Here is an 18,652-nt window from a genome sequence, read left to right on the forward strand (position 1 = left end):
CTTGAGGCAGGTGTTACCAGGCGATGTAACTGTATAGGGATCGGCCCCCGCGAAGACATTCGACAGCTGGCAGCCGGCGCGTCAAACATGCCACACTTGTCGCATGTCCAAAGTCAAACAACGCTACCAGTGCACCGCCTGCGGCGCGATCTCCTCCAAATGGAGTGGTCAGTGCGCCGACTGTGGTGAATGGAATACCCTGGAAGAGTCGCTTGCGCCTGCCAGCACGACAAACTCCGCCACGGCTGCGGCCACCAATGCACGCTATGGCGGCTACGCCGGCGGCAGCGGAATCACCAATGCCGCCGATGTCACGATGGTCGAACAGGCGCGGATCGGCACCGGCCTGACCGAACTGGATCGCGTCCTCGGTGGCGGCCTGGTCTCCGGATCTGTCACCTTGCTGGGTGGCGACCCCGGCATCGGCAAGTCCACCCTGCTGATCCAGAGTCTGGCTCACCTGAGCCAGCAGCACCGGGTGCTGTACATCACCGGTGAGGAATCCCTGCAGCAGGTGACTCTCCGGGCACGCCGGCTCGGTCTGCCGGAGCAGAATCTGCGTCTGCTGGCCGAGACCCAGGTGGAAGCCATCCTGTCACACGCCAGCCAGGAGAAGCCGGATGTCATGGTCATCGATTCCATTCAGACCATGTACACCGAGCTGCTCAGCTCGGCACCCGGTGCCGTGGCTCAGGTACGCGAGAGCGCCGCACGACTGGTGCGTCATGCCAAGCAGACCGGCACGTCCATCTTCCTGGTCGGTCACGTCACCAAGGAAGGCGCCCTGGCGGGGCCACGCGTGCTGGAACACATGGTCGATACGGTATTGTACTTCGAGGGCGACCCCGGCAGTCGCTACCGGGTCATCCGTGCCGTCAAGAACCGCTTTGGTGCGGTCAACGAGCTTGGCGTCTTCGCCATGGATGAATCCGGCCTGAAGGCCGTCAAGAACCCGTCTGCCATCTTCCTGTCCCGACATCCCGAGCCCGTCAGTGGCAGCGTCATCATGGTCACCCGGGAGGGCACACGCCCCATGCTGGTCGAGGCTCAGGCACTGGTGGACACCAGCCACTCCGGCAGCCCGCGCCGCGTATCTCTTGGCCTGGAACAGAATCGGCTGTCCATGCTGCTCGCGGTCATGCACCGACATGCCGGCATTGCCATGTTCGATCAGGATGTCTACGTCAATGTGGTCGGCGGTGTACGCATCTCGGAGACCGCCGCCGACCTGCCCGTGCTGCTGGCGGCCCTGTCATCGTTCCGTACGCGTCCCCTGCCCAGCGATCTGGTGGTCTTCGGCGAGATCGGCCTGGCCGGTGAGGTCCGCCCCGTGGCCAATGGCGAGGAACGGTTGCAGGAATCGGTCAAGCACGGTTTCAAACGCGCCATCGTGCCCGCTGGCAACACGCCCAAGAAAGCCATCAAGGGACTGCACGTGGATGGTATACATCGTTTACACGAAGCACTTGACCTGCTCGACTGACGATCCCGTAAACTATGGCCGTTTGGATCAATGAGCAGGCCAGTGGCGCAGAAATCGAAGAAAATCCCGAAATCCACAAAATTCGAAGACGCCCTGGGCGAACTGGAAGCCATCGTGGAGTCGCTGGAGACCGGTGAACAGTCACTGGATGCCTCTCTGGAGCAGTTCGAACGTGGTGTATCGCTGTCTCGCTTCTGCCAGCAGAGCCTGAGTGAGGCGGAGCAGAAAGTCAGGATCCTGATGAATGATTCGGCCGATGCCGATGCCGACGAAGACAGTCTCGACGACTTCGACACCGACACCCAGCACTGATGACCAAGACTGCTTCCCGGAATTCGATCATGGTTGACGAATCGTTTCACGAGACCCTGACATACTACCGTCAGCGCGTAGACAATGCCCTGTTGACGCACTTGCCGCCGCGAGCAAGCAGTGGCACGCAACTGCCCACGGTGATGCACTATGCGGTGACCAATGGTGGCAAGCGGGTACGGCCTGTGCTCTGCTACGCCACCGGCAAGGCGCTGGATCTGTCACTTGACAGGGTCGATGTTGCCGCCTGCGCACTGGAAATGATGCACGCCTACTCGTTGGTGCATGACGATCTGCCCGCCATGGACGATGACGATCTGCGTCGCGGCAAACCGACCTGTCACAAGGCCTTTGACGAAGCGCTGGCCATTCTGGCGGGTGATGCCCTGCAGGCGCTGGCCTTCACCATTCTGGCACTCAACCGTGATCCGCTCGTTTCCGACACCGCAAAACTTCGCATGGTGGAAGTGCTGGGCGAGGCCAGCGGTGCCAAGGGCATGGCAGCCGGTCAGGCGATCGACCTGGAGTCCGTGGGGCGCACGCTGACCCTCGACGAACTGGAAAACATGCACAACCACAAGACCGGGGCGCTGATCAAGGCCAGCGTTCTGCTGCCGGCCGTTCTGTCCGAAACTGCCGATCCGGAGCTGCTGCCTCGGCTGGAAGGCTATGCCGGCGCTGTCGGCCTGTGTTTCCAGATCGTCGATGACATTCTGGACGTGGTCAGTGACACCGAGACTCTGGGCAAGAAGCAGGGGGCCGATATCGCTCTCAACAAGCCCACCTACCCCGCCCTGCTGGGGCTCGATGGTGCTCGCGAACATGCCGAGCGCATGCATCAGACCGCCCTGTCCCACCTGGACGGTCTTGGCCCGGAATTTGACGAACTGCGAACACTTTCGGCCTACATCATGCAACGCACTTACTAGCTGAGCTCGGGAATTTCACCCGATTCCGTTGCCCGACTTGTAAATACCCCCGTACAACAGGGATAATCCGCGTTAACCCATTTTTGTTGCATCATGACTACAACGACGGAATATCCCCTGCTGGACCGCATTCACGCACCGTCAGACCTGCGTAAACTCGAACTCCATCAGCTACCGGCCCTCTCCAGGGAGTTGCGTGATTTCGTGGTGGAATCCGTCTCGCGTACCGGTGGACACCTGGGCGCCAGTCTTGGCACCATCGAACTGACCGTAGCCATCCACTACGCCTACAACACCCCGCGTGACAAGCTGGTATGGGATGTCGGCCACCAGACCTATGGTCACAAGATCCTGACCGGTCGGCGCGAGCAGATGTCCACCATCCGCAAGCAGGGTGGCCTGGCGGGCTTCCCCAACCGTGAGGAAAGCGAGTACGACACCTTCGGCGTGGGCCATTCCAGCACGTCCATCAGTGCGGCCCTGGGCATGTCTCTGGCTGCCCGCCAACGGGCCACCCACTCGCGCGTCGGCAGCGCAGCCGAGGGCCCGCACAGCAGCAACACGGCCCTGTCCACACAGAAGCAGGAGCCCGAGAAGGTCGTTGCGGTCATCGGCGATGGCGCCCTGACCGCCGGACTTGCCTATGAGGCACTGAACCATGCAGGCGGCGTGAAAGCCGACATGCTGGTGATTCTGAATGACAACGACATGTCCATTTCCCCCAATGTCGGTGCCATGAACAAATACCTGGCTCGCATGCTGTCCGGAAAATTCGTCTCCGGCGCGCGCGAAGGCAGCAAACGGGTACTCAGCAAGGTGCCTTCCATGCTGGAGCTGGCACGCCGCACCGAAGAACACGTCAAGGGCATGGTGGTACCCAGTTCCTTGTTCGAGGAACTCGGTTTCAACTATTTCGGTCCGGTTGACGGACACGATGTCGAAAGCCTGGTGGCCGTGTTGCGCAACGTGCGCGACCTGAAAGGACCGGTCTTTCTGCATGTGGTCACTCGCAAGGGCCAGGGTTACAAGTTTGCCGAGCAGGATCCGCTGGCTCTGCACGCCATCGGCCCGTTCGATCCGGCAACCGGCAAGGCCCACAAATCGAGCAAGTCCAATCAGCCCACCTACACCCAGGTGTTCGGCCAGTGGCTGTGCGACATGGCCGCGCTGGACGAGCGCATGGTCGGCATCACGCCAGCCATGCGCGAAGGCTCGGGCATGGTGGAGTTCGAGAAACAGTTCCCCGATCGCTATTTCGATGTCGGCATAGCCGAGCAGCACGCGGTGACACTGGCCGCCGGACTCGCCTGTGGTGGCATGAAACCCGTCGTCGCCATCTACTCCACCTTCTTCCAGCGCTCCTATGACCAGCTGGTACACGATGTGGTGCTGCAGAACCTGCCCGTGGTCTTCGCCATCGACCGCGCTGGCGTGGTCGGACCTGATGGCCCCACCCATGCCGGCAGCTTCGACTTCTCCTTCATGCGTTGCCTGCCCAATATCGTCATCATGGCGCCGGCCGACGAGAACGAGTGCCGCCAGATGCTCTATACCGCCATGCAGATCGACGGGCCCAGCTCGGTACGTTATCCGCGTGGCAACGGCCCTGGTGTCGATGTCGACGAGAACATGGAAGCCCTGCCTGTTGGCAAGGCCGAGTTGCGCCGTCAGGGCAAGCAAGTTGCACTGCTGGCCTTCGGCACGATGGTGGAACCTGCCGAGCAACTGGCCGAGGAACTCGGTTTCACCGTGGTCAACATGCGCTTCGTCAAGCCACTGGATACCGCCATGATCGAATCCCTGGCCGAATCGCATGAGCTGATCATCACACTGGAAGAAAATGCCATACCCGGTGGTGCCGGTGCTGGCATTCTCGAACACCTGTCGTCTGTGGGCGTTACCACGCCGGTCAAACTGATCGGTCTGCCCGATGAATTCGTGGAACACGGCTCGCGCGAAGAATTGCTGGAATACTGCAGGCTGGACGTGCATGGCCTGCGTGAGCAGATCTCGATACTGGTCGCTGCGGACAACCGGCGCCAGGCGGCGGGCGGCTAGAAGCCAGCCACCGCCAGCATGGACACGGCGACCACGGTATCAGACCGCGCTGGCCATGTCCTCTGACAGGGCCGCGTCCACGGTCTCTGCCACCACGCGGAACCACTGACTGCAACAGTGCTGCGCCAGCACCGAAATGCGATGGTGTCGATCCTCGACATGTTGCTGCATGGTGGCCAGAGCCAGTGCATCCGAATTGTTCTGCTCGGACAAATGGCCCAGCAGAATGTATTGCAGCTCCGGGTGATCCAGCTCCCTGAGCAACAGGCCGGCCTGCTCGTTGCCGAGATGACCATAGTCGGAGCGAATGCGAGCCTGCAGACTCGGTGGATAGGGGCCGTTACGCAACATGTCGTTGTCGTAGTTGCACTCGACCACCAGCCCATGAACCCCTTCGAGTTTCTCGCGCACATGCGGTGTGCAGGCGCCAAGATCCGTGACATTGGCAAATCGCACGTCACCGGCGGAGAAGACGAATTGACAGGGTTCTGCAGCGTCGTGCGGCGTCGGAAATGGATCGACTTCCATATCGCCGATGACAAAGGGCTCATGTGCGTGAAACAGGCGTACCGAGGAAAACCGGTTGTCACGTGCCCGGTGATAGGTGCCATAAGTGCACCAGACCGGCAGACCGAACTTGCGCGACAGCGGCCCCACCCCCTTCATGTGATCGCCGTGCTCGTGCGAAATGAGGATGGCGTCCAGCTCGGACGGTGACAGTCCCAGGTGATGCAGGCGAGCAATGGTTTCCTTCATCGTGAAACCACAATCGATGAGCAGGGTAGTACGTTCCGACTTCACCAGCAGCGAATTACCGGAGCTGCCACTGCCCAGTGCCGCAACCTGGATCATTGTCAGGCTATCTGCGCCAGCAAGGCATCCAGTACCGCCTTCTCGTCTGCATCCGGCAGACGTCGGCCACCGGTGTCTGTCAGCGCAACCCGTACCTCACTCACATGCTGCGGGGCCAGCTCGATGACCAGCGGTGTCTCGCCATTGAGAAACTCGATACGTCCCACGCCGTCATCACTGCTGGTGACCGCGTAGTCAAGCGTTTCCAGCGCCCCCAGTACCGCGTTGAATGATGGCCTGAAACCGCGCTGCATCACCAGCTGACGGCCGGAACCCGTGGTCACTATCAGCACATCGTCCGTTACCAGTCGTGCCTGTTCGGCATCGATGATGCCACGTGCCTTCTGCTCGTTGACCCCCAGAAAGACCAGCAGTCGACCGAGAGTGGCGCTGGTCGCTTCCGGATCATGCGACTCTGCCGGCCAGGCCAGTGCATCGCTGTCGGCAGCCGTGGCCACGGCCTCGGAAGCCGCCTGAGAACGTGCAAACAGGCGACTGCCAGTACCATTGCGTTCCAGTCGAAACGCTACCCGCGAGAATTCCTCATCGCCGCCGATCAGGCTCTGCAGCAGACTACCCCTGGTAACGGCACTGGCCGGACGCCACTGCGAGAAGATCAGCCCGGCGGCAGGTTCTGTCTTCGCGATCAGATACTTTTCCTTCTTTGCAAAGGCCAGCAACTGTGGCCAGATTTCCTCGGCGGAAGCATCGAAGGCCAGCCAGCTCTGCTGCCCTGCCCGCTCGAAGCGTGCCGAGGAAAACTGCGGTAGCAGGGTATTGCGAGTGACCGGCCCTCCACTGGTGCCGGGCAACACGAATTGCTCCGTATTGCTGACGTCCGTCAGATCCGGCGGAACCTGCAGGGTACGCGCCGCCTCGGCATCCTTGTCATACAGCACATCCGGACTGTTGGCAGACTGCAGACTGCTGCAGCCGGCCAGCACGAAGGCGACAACGGAGGCCGCAAGCAATGAACCAGGCGTTCTCATGACAGGGCTCCAGCCTTCTTCAGCGCAAGGGTAAGCACTTCATGATACTCACTGGCCAACGGTGTCAGCGGCAAGCGAATACCACTGCCAATGCGACCCATGGCGTGCAGAGCCCACTTGACCGGGATGGGGTTGGATTCGTGAAACAGATCGCGGTGCAGATCGCCGATGCGAGCTTCGATGGATTCGGCCGTCGCGCGATCGCCTGCAATGGCCGCCTTGCACATCAGATGCATCTCCCGAGGCACGACATTGGCCGTTACGGAAATATCGCCATGGGCACCGGCCAGCATGCTTTCCATGGCCGTTGCATCATCACCGGTGACCACCATGAAATCGTCGACACAGGCATCGATCAGCTGTCGGATTCGCTCGACCGTACCGTGCGCTTCCTTGATACCGATGATGTTGCTCAGCGCTGACAGGCGTGCGGTAGTGGCCGGCTGCATGTCCACCGCCGTGCGGCCGGGTACGTTGTACAGAATCTGCGGAATGTCCACGGCCTCGGCAATCGCCTTGAAATGCTGGAACAGACCTTCCTGCGTCGGCTTGTTGTAATACGGGGTTACCAGCAGGCAGGCATCGGCACCGGCTTCACGCGCGCGGCTGGTCAGTTCGATGGCCTCGAAGGTCGAGTTTGCGCCGGTACCGGCAATCACCGGAATGCGCTTGTTGACCAGTTCGATGGTCTGCTTGATCACCCGGGCATGCTCCGGTACCGTCAAGGTAGCGGACTCTCCCGTGGTGCCTACCGCCACGATAGCATCGGTACCAGCCTCGACATGGAATTCGATCAGTTCGGCCAGCGCCGCATCATCGACCGTACCATCGTCAAGCATCGGGGTGACCAACGCCACCATACTGCCCTGAAACATGCTTCACTCCTGAGTTATCCCGCAATGGTACTGTTGACCAGCCGCTTTCTCAACCGCTATCCGAACGTTTACACCGGCCCTGAAATCCCATGAGCACTCCAGAACTGAACAAACCCGCCCCGGCCTTCGATCTGCCCGCCACTGGCGAGCGAAACATTTCCCTGTCCAGCCTCAAAGGTAGCAAGGTGGTGCTGTATTTCTACCCCCGTGATGCTACGCCGGGGTGTACTACCGAAAGCCAGAACTTCCGCGACGCCATCGACGCCTTCACGGCAGCCGGGGCCGTGATCCTGGGTGTGTCTCAGGACAACATCAAGAGCCATGAAAAGTTCAAGGCCAAGCACGAGATGCCGTTCGACCTGCTATCCGACTCGGAGGACAGAATGTGTCGTGACTATGCTGTCATCAAGCTGAAGAAGATGTACGGCAAGGAGTTCGAGGGCATCGAACGCAGCACCTTTTTGATCGATGAAAAGGGTGTGCTGCGCCAGGAATGGCGCAAGGTCAAGGTTCCCGGGCATGTGGACGAGGTTCTGGCAGCCGTGCAGGCACTCGACTGAGCCAACGCCGGTACCCTCGGCCCGAACAGACCGGCTGCGCGGCGGACGACCGCGCAGCCCTGCCGAGACAGGCTCTGCGACGACACCCCCGGAATCAGCCTTGTCGGGGACCGTCAATCAGCATGCTCTGATGGTCTCGCGCCTTGGGCCAGGCGTTCATGACCGCCTGAACCAGCGTTGCCAGCGGAATGGCGAAGAACACGCCCCACAGACCGAACAGGCCACCGAAGAACAATACCGCCGCGATGATGGCCAGAGGGTGCAGATTGACAACCTCCGAGAACAGCAAGGGCACCAGCACATTGCCATCCAGAATCTGGATGATCTGATAGGCAATCAGCAGATAACCCAGCTTGGCAGTCAGCCCCCACTGGAAAAATCCGATAAGCGCGATCGGCACGGTTACCGCAATGGCCCCGACATAGGGGATGATGACCGATAGTCCCACCAGGAAGCTGAGCAGCAGGGAATAGTTCAGGCCCATCACGGCGAACAGGATATAGGTCACCACCCAGATGATGATGACTTCGACGAACTTGCCACGGATGTAGTTGGCGATCTTCTCGTCCACCTCGCGCCATACCTGAAAGCTCAACTCGCTGCGATGAGGGACGAACTTGGCGGCAAAGGTCAGCAGCTTGTCCTTGTCCTTGAGTGCGAAGAACACCATGATCGGCACCAGTACGACGTACACCGCGATCATCACCAGGCTCCCCAGTTGCGCCAGGGAAAATGACAGCACGCTCTGCGTGAATGACGTCAGTTCACGTCGCAGATTGTCGATCAGATCGTTCACCTGATCCACGGTAAAGATATCGGGGTATTTTTCCGGTAGCCGCAGCATCTGCTCCTGGATATTGCCCACCATGCCCGGCAATTCCCTGACGATGCCGGTGAGCTGCTGCGACAGTACCGGTACCAGACCGAAGATGACGATCAGCGACAGGGCCAGAATGATCAGCAGGATGAACACCGAGGCCAGGGTGCGCGGTACATGCCAGCGCTGCATGGTGACCACCACGCTCTCCAGCAGATAGGCCAGTACCAGCGCCACCAGGACCGGCGCCATGATATCGCCCACCAACCACAGCAGGCCGAACAGCATCAGCAGCAGGAATGCGAGAATGACCGCCTGCGGATCCGAAAAGTTCCGGGCGTACCAGTCTCGGAAAATGTCGTACATCGTCTGGACGACTCCTTGAATGACAAGTTGAGCAAAGGTCGAAGCCTAAGGCTCCGGATACCACAACAGTATGACACCCGACAAGACCGCATGGCGCATCGGATGGACAGCGAGCCAGATTGCAAGTTCGATGCTGGATCGTCAAGCCGTATTTCTGACGCATCCGGGCACGGCGAATTCGCCCTGAATCAGCTCTTTTTCAGTGCGTCCCTGTCTGATGGCAAGGTTTCCTCGAAATACCGACGCGCAAACTGGAACAGCTCGTACATCAGCTGTGTTCTGAACTTCTGCTTCTGTCTCACCAGATAGAATGAGCGCAACAGTGGCGGATTCAACGGCAGTGCCACCAGTTTTCCCAGATCCAGCTCCTTTTTCAGCGTCGAGCCGGACACGATGGAGATTCCGACACCTGCCTGCACGGCGCCCTTGATGGCTTCGGTGCTACCCAGCTCGAAGGGGCAGTTCAGATCGCCCTCGGTGATACCCTGCGCAATGAAATATCGTTCTATCACGCTGCGGGTCCCCGAACCATCTTCGCGGTGGATGAAAGGATTGCCCAGCAGGTCGCGTGCTGCCAGCACCGATGAGCCACTCAATGCATGTCCCGGCGGCACGATCACGAACAGCTCATCCTGCTGACACTGTTCGACACGCAGCAACTGATTGTCGACCTCGCTTTCCACCACGCCCAGTTCGATGGAATTGTCGGCCACCATGCCGACAATCGTGTCGGTATTGGCCACCCGCAAGCGAATCTGGACTTCGGGAAAGCCTTGTCGAAACCCGCCCAGCAGGCCCGGCAGCATGTACTCGGCAATGGTGGTGCTGGCGCCGAGAGTCACCAGCCCCGTACGATCTCCGGTGAGCGTCTTGACCGATTCCTGCATCTCGTCGTACAGCCCCAGAATCCGGTCGGCATATTCCATGACCTGCTCGCCGGCGGCGGTGAGACTTATCCGATTGTTGCTGCGATCGAACAGACGCGCGTTGAACTCCTCCTCCAGCTGCCGGATCTGGTGTGTCACGGCTGGCTGTGTCATGTGCAGCAATTCGGCAGCGCGCGTGAAATTGAGCACGCCGGCAACCGTGTGAAACACCTGCAGTCGACGATCAGACATGGGGCAGCATTGAGTGGTAACAGGATTCGTCCATCCTGACATGATACTTGTCTGTCGTCTCCAGAGGACGACATGCAGTGCCCATGGCTCGTTATACTCCCCCTCTAACCAACGAGATCAAGGGTATGCGCGCCAGTCAGTTCCATATCAGTACCGCCAAGGAAACCCCCAATGATGCGGAAATCGCCAGCCACCAGCTGATGCTGCGCGCCGGCTTCATACGTCGACTGGGCTCAGGACTCTATTCCTGGATGCCGATGGGGCTGCGTGTGGTGCGAAAGATCGAAGCCATCGTACGCGAGGAAATGAACCGGGCCGGCGCACTGGAAGTGCTGATGCCGTCCGTGCAGCCCGCCGAGCTGTGGCAGGAGTCTGGCCGTTGGGAAAAATTCGGTCCCGAGCTGCTGCGACTGCATGATCGTCACGACCGCGAATACTGTGTCGGCCCCACCCACGAGGAAGTGATCACCGACATCGCACGCCGCGAGATCAAGAGCTATCGCCAGCTGCCGGTCAACTTCTACCAGATACAGACCAAGTTCCGCGACGAGGTCCGGCCTCGTTTCGGTGTGATGCGGGCGCGCGAGTTCATCATGAAGGATGGTTATTCATTCAATCTGGGCGAGGCCTCCCTGCAACAGAGTTTCGACCAGATGCATGTGGCGTATTGCAACATGTTCGATCGAATGGGTCTGGAATATCGGGCAGTCGAGGCCGACAGCGGCAGCATCGGTGGTGCCATGTCGCGTGAATTCCATGTGCTGGCAGACAGCGGCGAAGATGCCGTGGTCTACTCCACCGAAGGTGACTACGCCGCCAACATGGAAAAGGCAGCCGTGGTCAGCCAGGGGACGCGAGCCGCGCCCAGCGAGAGCATGGCCAGCATCGACACCCCCGGTGTGCATACCATTGCCGAGCTCGCAGCGCAGCTGCAGGTGGAGGAATCGCGGTGTCTCAAGACCTTGCTGGTTCAGGGCACCGAAGACCCGGTGGTGGCGCTGGTTCTGCGTGGCGATCATCAGCTCAACGAGATCAAGGCAGAACATCTGCCCGAAGTGGCCACACCGCTGGTCATGGCCGATGCCGAGGCCATCAAGGCAGCGGCCAACTGCGATGCAGGCTCCATTGGTCCGGTTGGCCTGAATCTGCCGATCATCGCCGATGCCGACGCGGCGAGTCTCAGTGATTTCGTCTGTGGTGCCAATGAAAACGGCAAGCATCTGACCGGAGTCAATTGGGGACGTGACCTGCCGGAGCCCGAAGTACGCGATCTGCGCAATGTGGTCGAAGGTGACCCGAACCCGGTCGGTGGTGGAACACTGAAGATCGTACGCGGCATCGAAGTCGGACACATCTTCCAGCTCGGCGATACCTACAGTCAATCCATGGGTGCCACTGTCCTGGATGAAAACGGCAAACCACAGACCATGATGATGGGATGTTACGGCGTGGGCATCACCCGCATCGCCGCCGCTGCCATCGAACAGAACCATGATGAGCGGGGCATCATCTGGCCCATGGCCATTGCCCCTTTCGAGGCCGTGATCTGCCCGATCAACATGGTCAAGTCAGAGGCCGTCAAGGCAGCTGCCGAAGCCCTCTATGCCGAGCTGCAGGCTGCAGGCGTCGATGTGCTGTTCGATGATCGCCCCTTGCGTCCCGGCGCCATGTTCACCGATATGGAGCTGATCGGCATCCCGCATCGCTTTGTGGTCAGCGACAAGCTGCTGGCGAACGACGAAATCGAGTATCGTGATCGACGCCAGCCGGAATCCGAGGTCATTGCTCGCACCGATGTGCTGGCACGCATCGTCTGACACGGATTACCGATCGATGCTGGTTGCCAGGACCCTGTAACAGGCTCTGGCAGAGAAAAGGCCCGGCGACCTGCGGCAGTGTATCGACTGCCCCGGGTCGACCGGGCCTTGTTCGTGATTGCGTCTGTGCCAGCCGGCACAGACGCCCCTTCAACACTCATGATGCACTGCCCCGAACTATTGTTCGGAAGCACCGGCCTTGCTGCCACTGGCCATGAAACGATCGAATTCTTCCTGATCGGCACGACGCCTGGCATCCATTCGAAAGTCGCTGAAACGCTGCGCACGTGATTTGATTTCTTCCTTGATTTCACGGATGCGATCGTACTGCGTCTGCTGGTAGTCATTGAACACGACGTTGTCAGACTCGCCCTGCACCGATTTACTGCCATTGAACAGCCGGCCCCACTGTTCCCGCACGGCTCCCGGCAGATCCTGCACATCTCGACCCGAATAGATCCAGAACAGGATGACCAGGCCCACGGGCCAGAACAGCACGAATCCGGCGACCATGGCGACGATATTGACGCCCGTCCAGCGACCACTGCGGCCTGCCTCGTCCGCGCTGCGTGACCATGAACGATGACTGCGCGATTCGACTGTACTTCTTCTTGATGAACACATGATTGATACCTCTTGGCTTGTCGATGTCGAGAAGCGTGGGTAATGCAACAGCACTCTTCGAAATCAATGCATTTTATCTCATCAACTTCGACAACGACCCGCTTCCTCAGCCGCTGCATGTAAACACTGTTCACATATAGTAGCGGAAGATGAATCCGAATTTCAAGCGTTTTCGAAAAAAAAGTTAACACTGATCACATTGGCGAGTAGAATCGATTCCATGAAACTTCCGATGAAAAAAGACAAGGGGAGCTACCATCACGGCAACCTGGCCGAATCGCTGCTGGATGCCGTGGATGAGCTCGCCACGCAATTCGGGCTGGAGGCGGTCAGCCTGCGAGCCTGCGCCAAGCGCCTGGGGGTATCGCCTTCCTCAGCCTTCCGTCATTACAGCGACAAGCGGGATCTGCTGACCGCCTTTGCCACCCGTGCCTTGTTGCAGCTCTCCGATACGCTCTCTGCAGCGAATGCAGACGCGCACCGGGAAGAAAAGGACGCTCTGCTCGCCGTCGGGCTTGCCTATATCGCCTTTGCCATCGACAAGCCGGCCTTTTTCCGTGCCATGTGGAACGAGGAAACCATCTACTCGAGTGATGATGCCTATGTGGCAGCCGCCGAGCAGCTCAGCGCCAACCTGAAAGGCGGCTTTGCCGATTCGATTCACGACACTGACCCCGAGCAGCTCAGCGACGAAGAGCTGCTGGCCTGGTCATCCGTTCATGGGCTGGCGAACCTGTTCGTCGATGGGCCGGTTGGTCGTGGTCAGTCCAGACAGCACAAGCTGGCATTGGCAACGCGCATGATCGATGCCATGCGACCGGCGTTTCGGCTGCCTTCGACCTGATGCCGGACATCTGGCTCGGACACCGACTTGTCTCCGGCCCGCTCCAACCGTTGCAATACCCTGCAAGGCGTTGCAATGTGTGGCAAATGCAACACCTGCACCGACACCGTCACTTTTGCCTGCCTCGCATGGGCTGACCCCATCGTTCATTCTCCCTCGTCAACATGCTCAACTGCAGCTTCGGTCAGCTTGACACCAGAGCGCTGTTGCAGAGCTCGACAGTTGACTGACAAACCACGGAACGAGAGGAACACAGACGTCATGGGAATAGAAGGGAAAGTTGCACTGGTCACCGGTGGGGCGCAAGGCATCGGTCTGGGAATCGCAAAGAGACTGGCGGCCGATGGAGCTGCAATTGCACTGGTCGACCTTGATCAGGGGAAGCTGGACAAGGCCGCTGCCGAGGTTGCCGAAGCCGGCACCAGGGTCACGACGTTCGTGGCTGATGTGGCCAATCGAGAGGCCCAATCGGCTGCCATCGATCACACCGAGTCGGAGCTTGGTGGCTTCGATATCATGATCAACAATGCCGGCATCGCGCAAGTCAAGCCCATTGCGGAAATTACCGAAGCCGACATGGACAGGATTCATGCGATCAACGTCAAGGGCGTGTTGTGGGGCATCCAGCTGGCGGCCGCCCGCTTCAAGGCCAACGGTACCCGGGGCAAGATCATCTCCGCCGCCTCGATTGCAGCACATGAAGGCTATGCCATGCTGGGCGCTTACTGTTCGAGCAAGTTCGCCCTCCGCGCTCTGACACAGGTTGCGGCCAAGGAATTTGCCAACGACGGCATTACCGTCAATGCCTATTGCCCCGGCGTGGTGGGCACCGACATGTGGGTGGAAATCGATGAACGCTTTGCCGAAATCACCGGCGCAAGGAAGGGCGAAACCTTCGATCAGTTTGTCGGTTCGATTGCTTTGGGGAGAGCCCAGACTCCCGTGGATGTTGCACAGCTCGTGTCCTATCTGGCGGGACCGGACAGCGATTACATGACTGGTCAGTGTGTGATCATCGATGGCGGCCTGGTGTACCGCTAGAAAGTCTCGGCACGTCTCGAGACATCTCGGCACGTCTCGTCGGTGCTGTGCGCGCTTGCTGACAAGTGGCCGTCATGCCCTGCCCGGTACGCAGCCCGGGCGGGACATGGCGGCTTCTTCCCGGGAGCTGGTGCAACCCCGCCCTGGCGTTCAGGGTTGAACCGCGTACCCCTCATTCCACAACAGTGGCCCCAGTGTGCCACCATCATCGGACTCGATCATGAAGGTATCGCGTTCGCCTTCCACAGGGGTGACATACAGCCGACTGCCATCATCGGCCCGAATCTCGATAGTGCCCTGTTGCCAGAAAAAACTCTCCTCGGGGTCTGCCCTTGAATAGGGCACGGATTCTCCGGTTTCAGGATCGCTGGCGATCAGGACATCGTCCTCGAAGCCGAGATCGACAACGACTTGCAAGGTCTTGCCCCCCGTCCAGGGAGCGCTGACCGCAAAGGAACCCTGCACCGTGTTCTCGACACGGTACTCCAGTACCCGAATCGGCTGACCATCGTCACCGGGCAAGGTCACACTGCCAATGCCCGAATTGTTGTCGATCTGCCTGCGAGTCATGGAGTAATCACGGACCTGCAACTGCCCTCCCTCCACCGGGCCTGCATACTCTGCCGAGTCCCAGCCGGATTCGATATTGGTTGCCACGAAGGAGGTATTGCCATAGGCATAGCCACCACTGAGCGTCTGTGTATTGCCGTTGCTGTCGGTCACCGAGAAATCATAGGCCGGGTAACGGACAATGCTGCCGCGCACCAGATTGCGAATGCCGCTGGTACCGCTGTAGGTGTTGTTGCCTGCCACGCAGCGGTCGAACACTGCATCGGAAGAATTGATGGAATAGGCCTGGTACACCGTGACGCTGCCACCGGCAGCACAGGTATAGGTCGCATAGCGAATTCCGTCATGGTAGTCCTCTTCGCCATACACGTTTTCCACCGGCCAGGGAGGGTTCTGTTCGCCACCTTCCAGCAGGACGATGTCGTCGATGGTATTGCTGATGAAGAAGGCCTTGTTCTGAAAGTTCAGATCCTCCGCCGCGCTGTCGTACATGCCGTCGATGGCCTCTTCATTGATGACATCAACCAGGCTGGCCAGCAGTTCCTGAGCATTGTCCAGCCTGAGCTGGCGTTCCGAAGCGGAAGCATCCGTGGATGCCGGCACGGTGATCGAGACTCCCTCGGACAGGTCAAATGGTCTGATGTCGAATTCGTAGGCCTGATCAGCGGCCAACCCCTCGATGAAGAAACTGGTGCCTCGGGTGCTGCCTATCACCACACCATCCTGAAACACCGTGTATTCGATGGGCGACTGCGCACCGGCCTGGCGTGCCCAGAAGAGTTCGATGGCGGAGGATGAGTAGCGCGCATGGCGCAGATCGATGGCCTGCAGGCTGGATCCGTCATCGCCGGGAACAACGATGTTTTCCCAGCGCCGACCACTCGTGTGGTTGATGACAATGTATTCGCCGGGAGCCAGCGAACAGCTGCGCCCACCCTGGCAAAGCGATTCATAGGTGCCGGCCCGTTGCACCTGGTACCAGCCATCGTCCGGCCAGCTGACGCCATTGGCAGTGATGACGATCTGTTCTTCCTCGACCGGACCCAGCTCGACTCGGATATCCTCGAATCGCTCACCCGTGGTGTGGTTGATGACGATATATCGCCCCATCGGCACCTCGCAGGAACTGACTCCCGCACAGATCTCTCGGTAGTCCGAGCGGCTCTGTACCTGATACCAGCCATCGCCGGGCATCATGATGGTCTGGCCTTCCATCGTCGGTGCGACCTGGGCAATACCGCTGGTGCATGACAGTGACAGGCCCACCAATACGCCGGTGAGGCTGCAAGGGTATTTGTGCCACTCACAAGCTGCAGAGCGCATGAAGGGAATACTCATCTGAAATCCTGTCAGCGTGATGATATTCGTTCGAATCTACACCGGGACTGCCTGCTGTGACAACGCCACAATTACCTGAAGAGCACCGCCGGATCGCCGTTCATCGGCGCTCGCGCCAGGCGTCCATGAGCTGGTATTGCCAGTAGGTCGCCTGTACTGCCGCCCGCCCCACCACACCACCGGTGTATTCGAGTCCGAACGGCGCAAAATGTCGGTAACGGTCACTCTCTTGCAAAATGGCTTCAGCCACGACCTTGCCACCGATTGCCGTCGTGGCCATGCCATGCCCTCCAAAGGCGGTGCAATACCACAAGCCTGACAACAGCTGACCGATCTGCGGCATGCGATGCCGCGCATAGCTCATGAGACCCGACCAGGCCATATCCACCTGGAGTTCCCTCAGTTGCGGGTAGGTGGCAACCATGCTCTGGTGCAGCAGTCGCGACAGGGCACGCGGTTCGCTGGTGCGCGTCGTGATCCTGCCTCCCCATAGCAAGCGCCTGCCATCGTCCACAAGGCGATAATAGTCCGAGGCACGCCGGTCATCCAGAATGGCAGAGCGAGTCTGCAGGGCACTGGCCAGCAGCTCCGGATTGGCCTCGGTGAGCATGACGTACGTGGCAATGGGCAGAAAACTGCGATGCAGCACCGGCAGCAACCTGCCGGTATAGCCGCCCGTGGCAACCACCACATCGTGTGCATTGACTGTTCCACGAGGCGTGACGATCTGCCAGTTGCCGCGCACGCCCTTGATGGACTCCACGATGGTTTCTTCGTAGACATGGCCGCCCAGCTGACGCGCGGCATCGACCAGGCCACGCGCATAGGCCAGCGGATTGAAATGAAAGGCATTGCGATCATGCAGCGCATCGTGATAGCGCCCTGATTGCAGGCATTCGCTCAATGCGTCGCGATCCAGATAATCGACCGCATAGTCGAATTGCTCGGCATACCAGTCACGCCTTGCGCGGAGCTGTGCAGCGGCTGGATAACGACAGGCGCTGATGATGCCATTGACCGGCGCTGCCGACTCGATGCCCAGCTGTCGAATGTTGGCGGCAACCAGCCGCATGCCCTCGATCGACAAACCGTGCAGAATCCGCGCTTCGGCGGCACCGACTCGAGCTTCAATGGCCTGGTAACCCTGTGCATATCCAGGGGATACAAAACCGCCGTTGCGCCCGGATGCTCCCCAGGCGATACGTTCGGCTTCCAGCACGACGACCTGCCTTCCGGCACGCAACAGTTCCAGTGCCGTGCTCAGTCCGGCCAGCCCTGCGCCAATGATGCAGACATCCGTACCCGTGTCTTCAGCCATGACATGAACGGACTGTTCCGGCAGGCTACGGCTGTACCAGGTATCGATCATGCGGGGAGTTCAACAGTGAGCAGGCATTGACAGACGAAAAGCGACAGGCAGAGGCTGACCGTTTTCCTGCCACGCACCCGCAGTCGTCAGGCACCCGTGCAGAATCGTGTCCAGCCTGGCCGGATACTACCACTGTGCTCTGTCTACCGCTGCCACCGTTGCAAAGGCCGCATACAGGGCCACACAGCGCCAGAAAAATCGACCTGCCTCAGCCCTGACCCGTACCGGCAAGCTCGATTCTCGTCTCCGGCCCGGATGCCCCGTCGCCCTCGCCGTCAGTCGCTGCCTCGGGACTCGACCCCGTGTCAGCATCGTCCACGGCGTCGACTGCCGGATCATCCTGCTTGATGCCGGTGGTCTCGGCAGTACTGCTGCCTGTGGTTGCCTCGACTCTGCTGCCCTTGTCGATTTCCATCAAGGCTGTCAGCAGACCATTGATGCGACTGTAATGACGAGGTCCCATGTCCTTCAGCCATGCCATCACCTCGGCATTGAGACGTATCTTGGCATCCACCTTGGGAATGTATCCGGAGCCTCGTCGTGGGCGGCCGATGACCGATGTGGCAACCACGTCGTCAGCGCGCTTGAACAACGCCTCGAGGTCAATGTATGTCTTGTCCGTGCTTGAATCTGGCATCCGGAAACTTCCACCGTGTACATGTCTTTAATCGGTGGCCAGTTTATCCATCC

Annotated in this window: 17 protein-coding genes; 8 read left to right on the top strand and 9 right to left on the bottom strand. The window is 59.7% G+C overall.

From position 1 onward, the window contains the following. Positions 1 to 103 precede the first annotated feature (103 nt). The 4 genes from radA (at position 104) to dxs (ending at position 4,782) form a co-directional block, all read left to right on the top strand. The gene (radA, locus tag ACUNV4_RS12575; protein ID WP_430878907.1) at positions 104 to 1,483 is read left to right on the top strand and encodes a DNA repair protein RadA; all 1,380 of its coding nucleotides are present in this window, start codon (positions 104 to 106) and stop codon (positions 1,481 to 1,483) included. Between the two features lie 30 nt (positions 1,484 to 1,513). After that, positions 1,514 to 1,795: an exodeoxyribonuclease VII small subunit gene (locus tag ACUNV4_RS12580; RefSeq protein ID WP_430878908.1), complete on the top strand. Its 282-nt coding sequence runs from the start codon at positions 1,514 to 1,516 to the stop codon at positions 1,793 to 1,795. 29 nt (positions 1,796 to 1,824) lie between these two features. Beyond that, positions 1,825 to 2,724 carry a (2E,6E)-farnesyl diphosphate synthase gene (gene ispA, locus ACUNV4_RS12585; RefSeq protein ID WP_430878909.1) on the top strand — a complete coding sequence of 300 codons (900 nt, stop codon included), beginning with the start codon at positions 1,825 to 1,827 and terminating at the stop codon, positions 2,722 to 2,724. Positions 2,725 to 2,817: 93 nt separating this feature from the next. After that, positions 2,818 to 4,782 (top strand): 1-deoxy-D-xylulose-5-phosphate synthase, encoded by a 1,965-nt coding sequence (dxs, locus tag ACUNV4_RS12590; protein WP_430878910.1) that lies wholly within the window; start codon positions 2,818 to 2,820, stop codon positions 4,780 to 4,782. 39 nt (positions 4,783 to 4,821) lie between these two features. Here the strand turns inward: dxs and ACUNV4_RS12595 are convergent, their stop codons facing one another. The 3 genes from ACUNV4_RS12595 to dapA are packed head-to-tail and all read right to left on the bottom strand — an operon-like array spanning position 4,822 to position 7,498. Beyond that, entirely contained in the window at positions 4,822 to 5,634 is an 813-nt protein-coding gene (locus ACUNV4_RS12595) for an MBL fold metallo-hydrolase (protein WP_430878911.1), read from the bottom strand. A 2-nt stretch (positions 5,635 to 5,636) separates the two neighbouring features. Continuing rightward, positions 5,637 to 6,623 (bottom strand): outer membrane protein assembly factor BamC, encoded by a 987-nt coding sequence (gene bamC / locus ACUNV4_RS12600; RefSeq protein ID WP_430878912.1) that lies wholly within the window; start codon positions 6,621 to 6,623, stop codon positions 5,637 to 5,639. Beyond that, positions 6,620 to 7,498 (bottom strand): 4-hydroxy-tetrahydrodipicolinate synthase, encoded by an 879-nt coding sequence (gene dapA, locus ACUNV4_RS12605; protein ID WP_430878913.1) that lies wholly within the window; start codon positions 7,496 to 7,498, stop codon positions 6,620 to 6,622. The genes bamC and dapA overlap by 4 nt, the downstream gene beginning before the upstream one ends. Positions 7,499 to 7,587: 89 nt before the next feature. Here dapA and ACUNV4_RS12610 point away from each other — a divergent pair, with 89 nt between their 5' ends. Next, positions 7,588 to 8,058, top strand: a complete 471-nt coding sequence (locus ACUNV4_RS12610; RefSeq protein WP_430878914.1) for a peroxiredoxin — start codon at positions 7,588 to 7,590, stop codon at positions 8,056 to 8,058. Positions 8,059 to 8,152: 94 nt separating this feature from the next. Here the strand turns inward: ACUNV4_RS12610 and ACUNV4_RS12615 are convergent, their stop codons facing one another. Both ACUNV4_RS12615 and ACUNV4_RS12620 read right to left on the bottom strand, forming a co-directional pair. Further along, entirely contained in the window at positions 8,153 to 9,241 is a 1,089-nt protein-coding gene (locus ACUNV4_RS12615) for an AI-2E family transporter (RefSeq protein ID WP_430878915.1), read from the bottom strand. A gap of 188 nt (positions 9,242 to 9,429) precedes the next feature. Continuing rightward, positions 9,430 to 10,359, bottom strand: a complete 930-nt coding sequence (locus ACUNV4_RS12620) for a LysR family transcriptional regulator (protein ID WP_430878916.1) — start codon at positions 10,357 to 10,359, stop codon at positions 9,430 to 9,432. Positions 10,360 to 10,484: 125 nt separating this feature from the next. On the opposite strand from ACUNV4_RS12620, the gene ACUNV4_RS12625 reads away from it, so the two are divergent. Further along, positions 10,485 to 12,176, top strand: coding sequence for a proline--tRNA ligase (locus ACUNV4_RS12625; RefSeq protein WP_430879220.1), 1,692 nt, complete (start codon positions 10,485 to 10,487; stop codon positions 12,174 to 12,176). A 177-nt stretch (positions 12,177 to 12,353) separates the two neighbouring features. On the opposite strand, the gene ACUNV4_RS12630 is transcribed toward ACUNV4_RS12625, so the two are convergent. Further along, a complete protein-coding gene (locus ACUNV4_RS12630; RefSeq protein ID WP_430878917.1) occupies positions 12,354 to 12,800 on the bottom strand; it encodes a DUF2852 domain-containing protein in 447 nt (148 codons plus the stop codon). Between the two features lie 232 nt (positions 12,801 to 13,032). Here ACUNV4_RS12630 and ACUNV4_RS12635 point away from each other — a divergent pair, with 232 nt between their 5' ends. Further along, positions 13,033 to 13,644 (top strand): TetR/AcrR family transcriptional regulator, encoded by a 612-nt coding sequence (locus tag ACUNV4_RS12635; RefSeq protein WP_430878918.1) that lies wholly within the window; start codon positions 13,033 to 13,035, stop codon positions 13,642 to 13,644. Positions 13,645 to 13,905: 261 nt separating this feature from the next. Further along, positions 13,906 to 14,685: an acetoin reductase gene (locus tag ACUNV4_RS12640; protein WP_430878919.1), complete on the top strand. Its 780-nt coding sequence runs from the start codon at positions 13,906 to 13,908 to the stop codon at positions 14,683 to 14,685. A gap of 150 nt (positions 14,686 to 14,835) precedes the next feature. Here the strand turns inward: ACUNV4_RS12640 and ACUNV4_RS12645 are convergent, their stop codons facing one another. The 3 genes from ACUNV4_RS12645 to ACUNV4_RS12655 all read right to left on the bottom strand — a co-directional run bounded on the left by ACUNV4_RS12645 (position 14,836) and on the right by ACUNV4_RS12655 (position 18,599). Beyond that, a complete protein-coding gene (locus ACUNV4_RS12645) occupies positions 14,836 to 16,593 on the bottom strand; it encodes a hypothetical protein (RefSeq protein WP_430878920.1) in 1,758 nt (585 codons plus the stop codon). 100 nt (positions 16,594 to 16,693) lie between these two features. Then, complete coding sequence (locus tag ACUNV4_RS12650) at positions 16,694 to 17,962, bottom strand: NAD(P)/FAD-dependent oxidoreductase (protein ID WP_430878921.1); 1,269 nt, start codon at positions 17,960 to 17,962, stop codon at positions 16,694 to 16,696. Between the two features lie 208 nt (positions 17,963 to 18,170). Next, positions 18,171 to 18,599: a BrnA antitoxin family protein gene (locus ACUNV4_RS12655; RefSeq protein WP_430878922.1), complete on the bottom strand. Its 429-nt coding sequence runs from the start codon at positions 18,597 to 18,599 to the stop codon at positions 18,171 to 18,173. Positions 18,600 to 18,652: the final 53 nt, after the last annotated feature.

This window comes from Granulosicoccus sp. 3-233, assembly GCF_052681095.1.

Coding starts and splice junctions, on each gene's coding strand:
- ACUNV4_RS12635 (WP_430878918.1), top strand. CDS start 13,033: ATGAAAAAAGACAAGGGGAGCTACCATCACGGCAACCTGGCCGAATCG.
- dapA (WP_430878913.1), bottom strand. CDS start 7,498: ATGTTTCAGGGCAGTATGGTGGCGTTGGTCACCCCGATGCTTGACGAT.
- dxs (WP_430878910.1), top strand. CDS start 2,818: ATGACTACAACGACGGAATATCCCCTGCTGGACCGCATTCACGCACCG.
- bamC (WP_430878912.1), bottom strand. CDS start 6,623: ATGAGAACGCCTGGTTCATTGCTTGCGGCCTCCGTTGTCGCCTTCGTG.
- ACUNV4_RS12620 (WP_430878916.1), bottom strand. CDS start 10,359: ATGTCTGATCGTCGACTGCAGGTGTTTCACACGGTTGCCGGCGTGCTC.
- ACUNV4_RS12595 (WP_430878911.1), bottom strand. CDS start 5,634: ATGATCCAGGTTGCGGCACTGGGCAGTGGCAGCTCCGGTAATTCGCTG.
- ACUNV4_RS12615 (WP_430878915.1), bottom strand. CDS start 9,241: ATGTACGACATTTTCCGAGACTGGTACGCCCGGAACTTTTCGGATCCG.
- ACUNV4_RS12630 (WP_430878917.1), bottom strand. CDS start 12,800: ATGTGTTCATCAAGAAGAAGTACAGTCGAATCGCGCAGTCATCGTTCA.
- ACUNV4_RS12655 (WP_430878922.1), bottom strand. CDS start 18,599: ATGCCAGATTCAAGCACGGACAAGACATACATTGACCTCGAGGCGTTG.
- ACUNV4_RS12640 (WP_430878919.1), top strand. CDS start 13,906: ATGGGAATAGAAGGGAAAGTTGCACTGGTCACCGGTGGGGCGCAAGGC.
- ACUNV4_RS12645 (WP_430878920.1), bottom strand. CDS start 16,593: ATGAGTATTCCCTTCATGCGCTCTGCAGCTTGTGAGTGGCACAAATAC.
- ACUNV4_RS12625 (WP_430879220.1), top strand. CDS start 10,485: ATGCGCGCCAGTCAGTTCCATATCAGTACCGCCAAGGAAACCCCCAAT.
- ACUNV4_RS12650 (WP_430878921.1), bottom strand. CDS start 17,962: ATGATCGATACCTGGTACAGCCGTAGCCTGCCGGAACAGTCCGTTCAT.
- ACUNV4_RS12610 (WP_430878914.1), top strand. CDS start 7,588: ATGAGCACTCCAGAACTGAACAAACCCGCCCCGGCCTTCGATCTGCCC.
- ispA (WP_430878909.1), top strand. CDS start 1,825: ATGGTTGACGAATCGTTTCACGAGACCCTGACATACTACCGTCAGCGC.
- radA (WP_430878907.1), top strand. CDS start 104: ATGTCCAAAGTCAAACAACGCTACCAGTGCACCGCCTGCGGCGCGATC.
- ACUNV4_RS12580 (WP_430878908.1), top strand. CDS start 1,514: ATGAGCAGGCCAGTGGCGCAGAAATCGAAGAAAATCCCGAAATCCACA.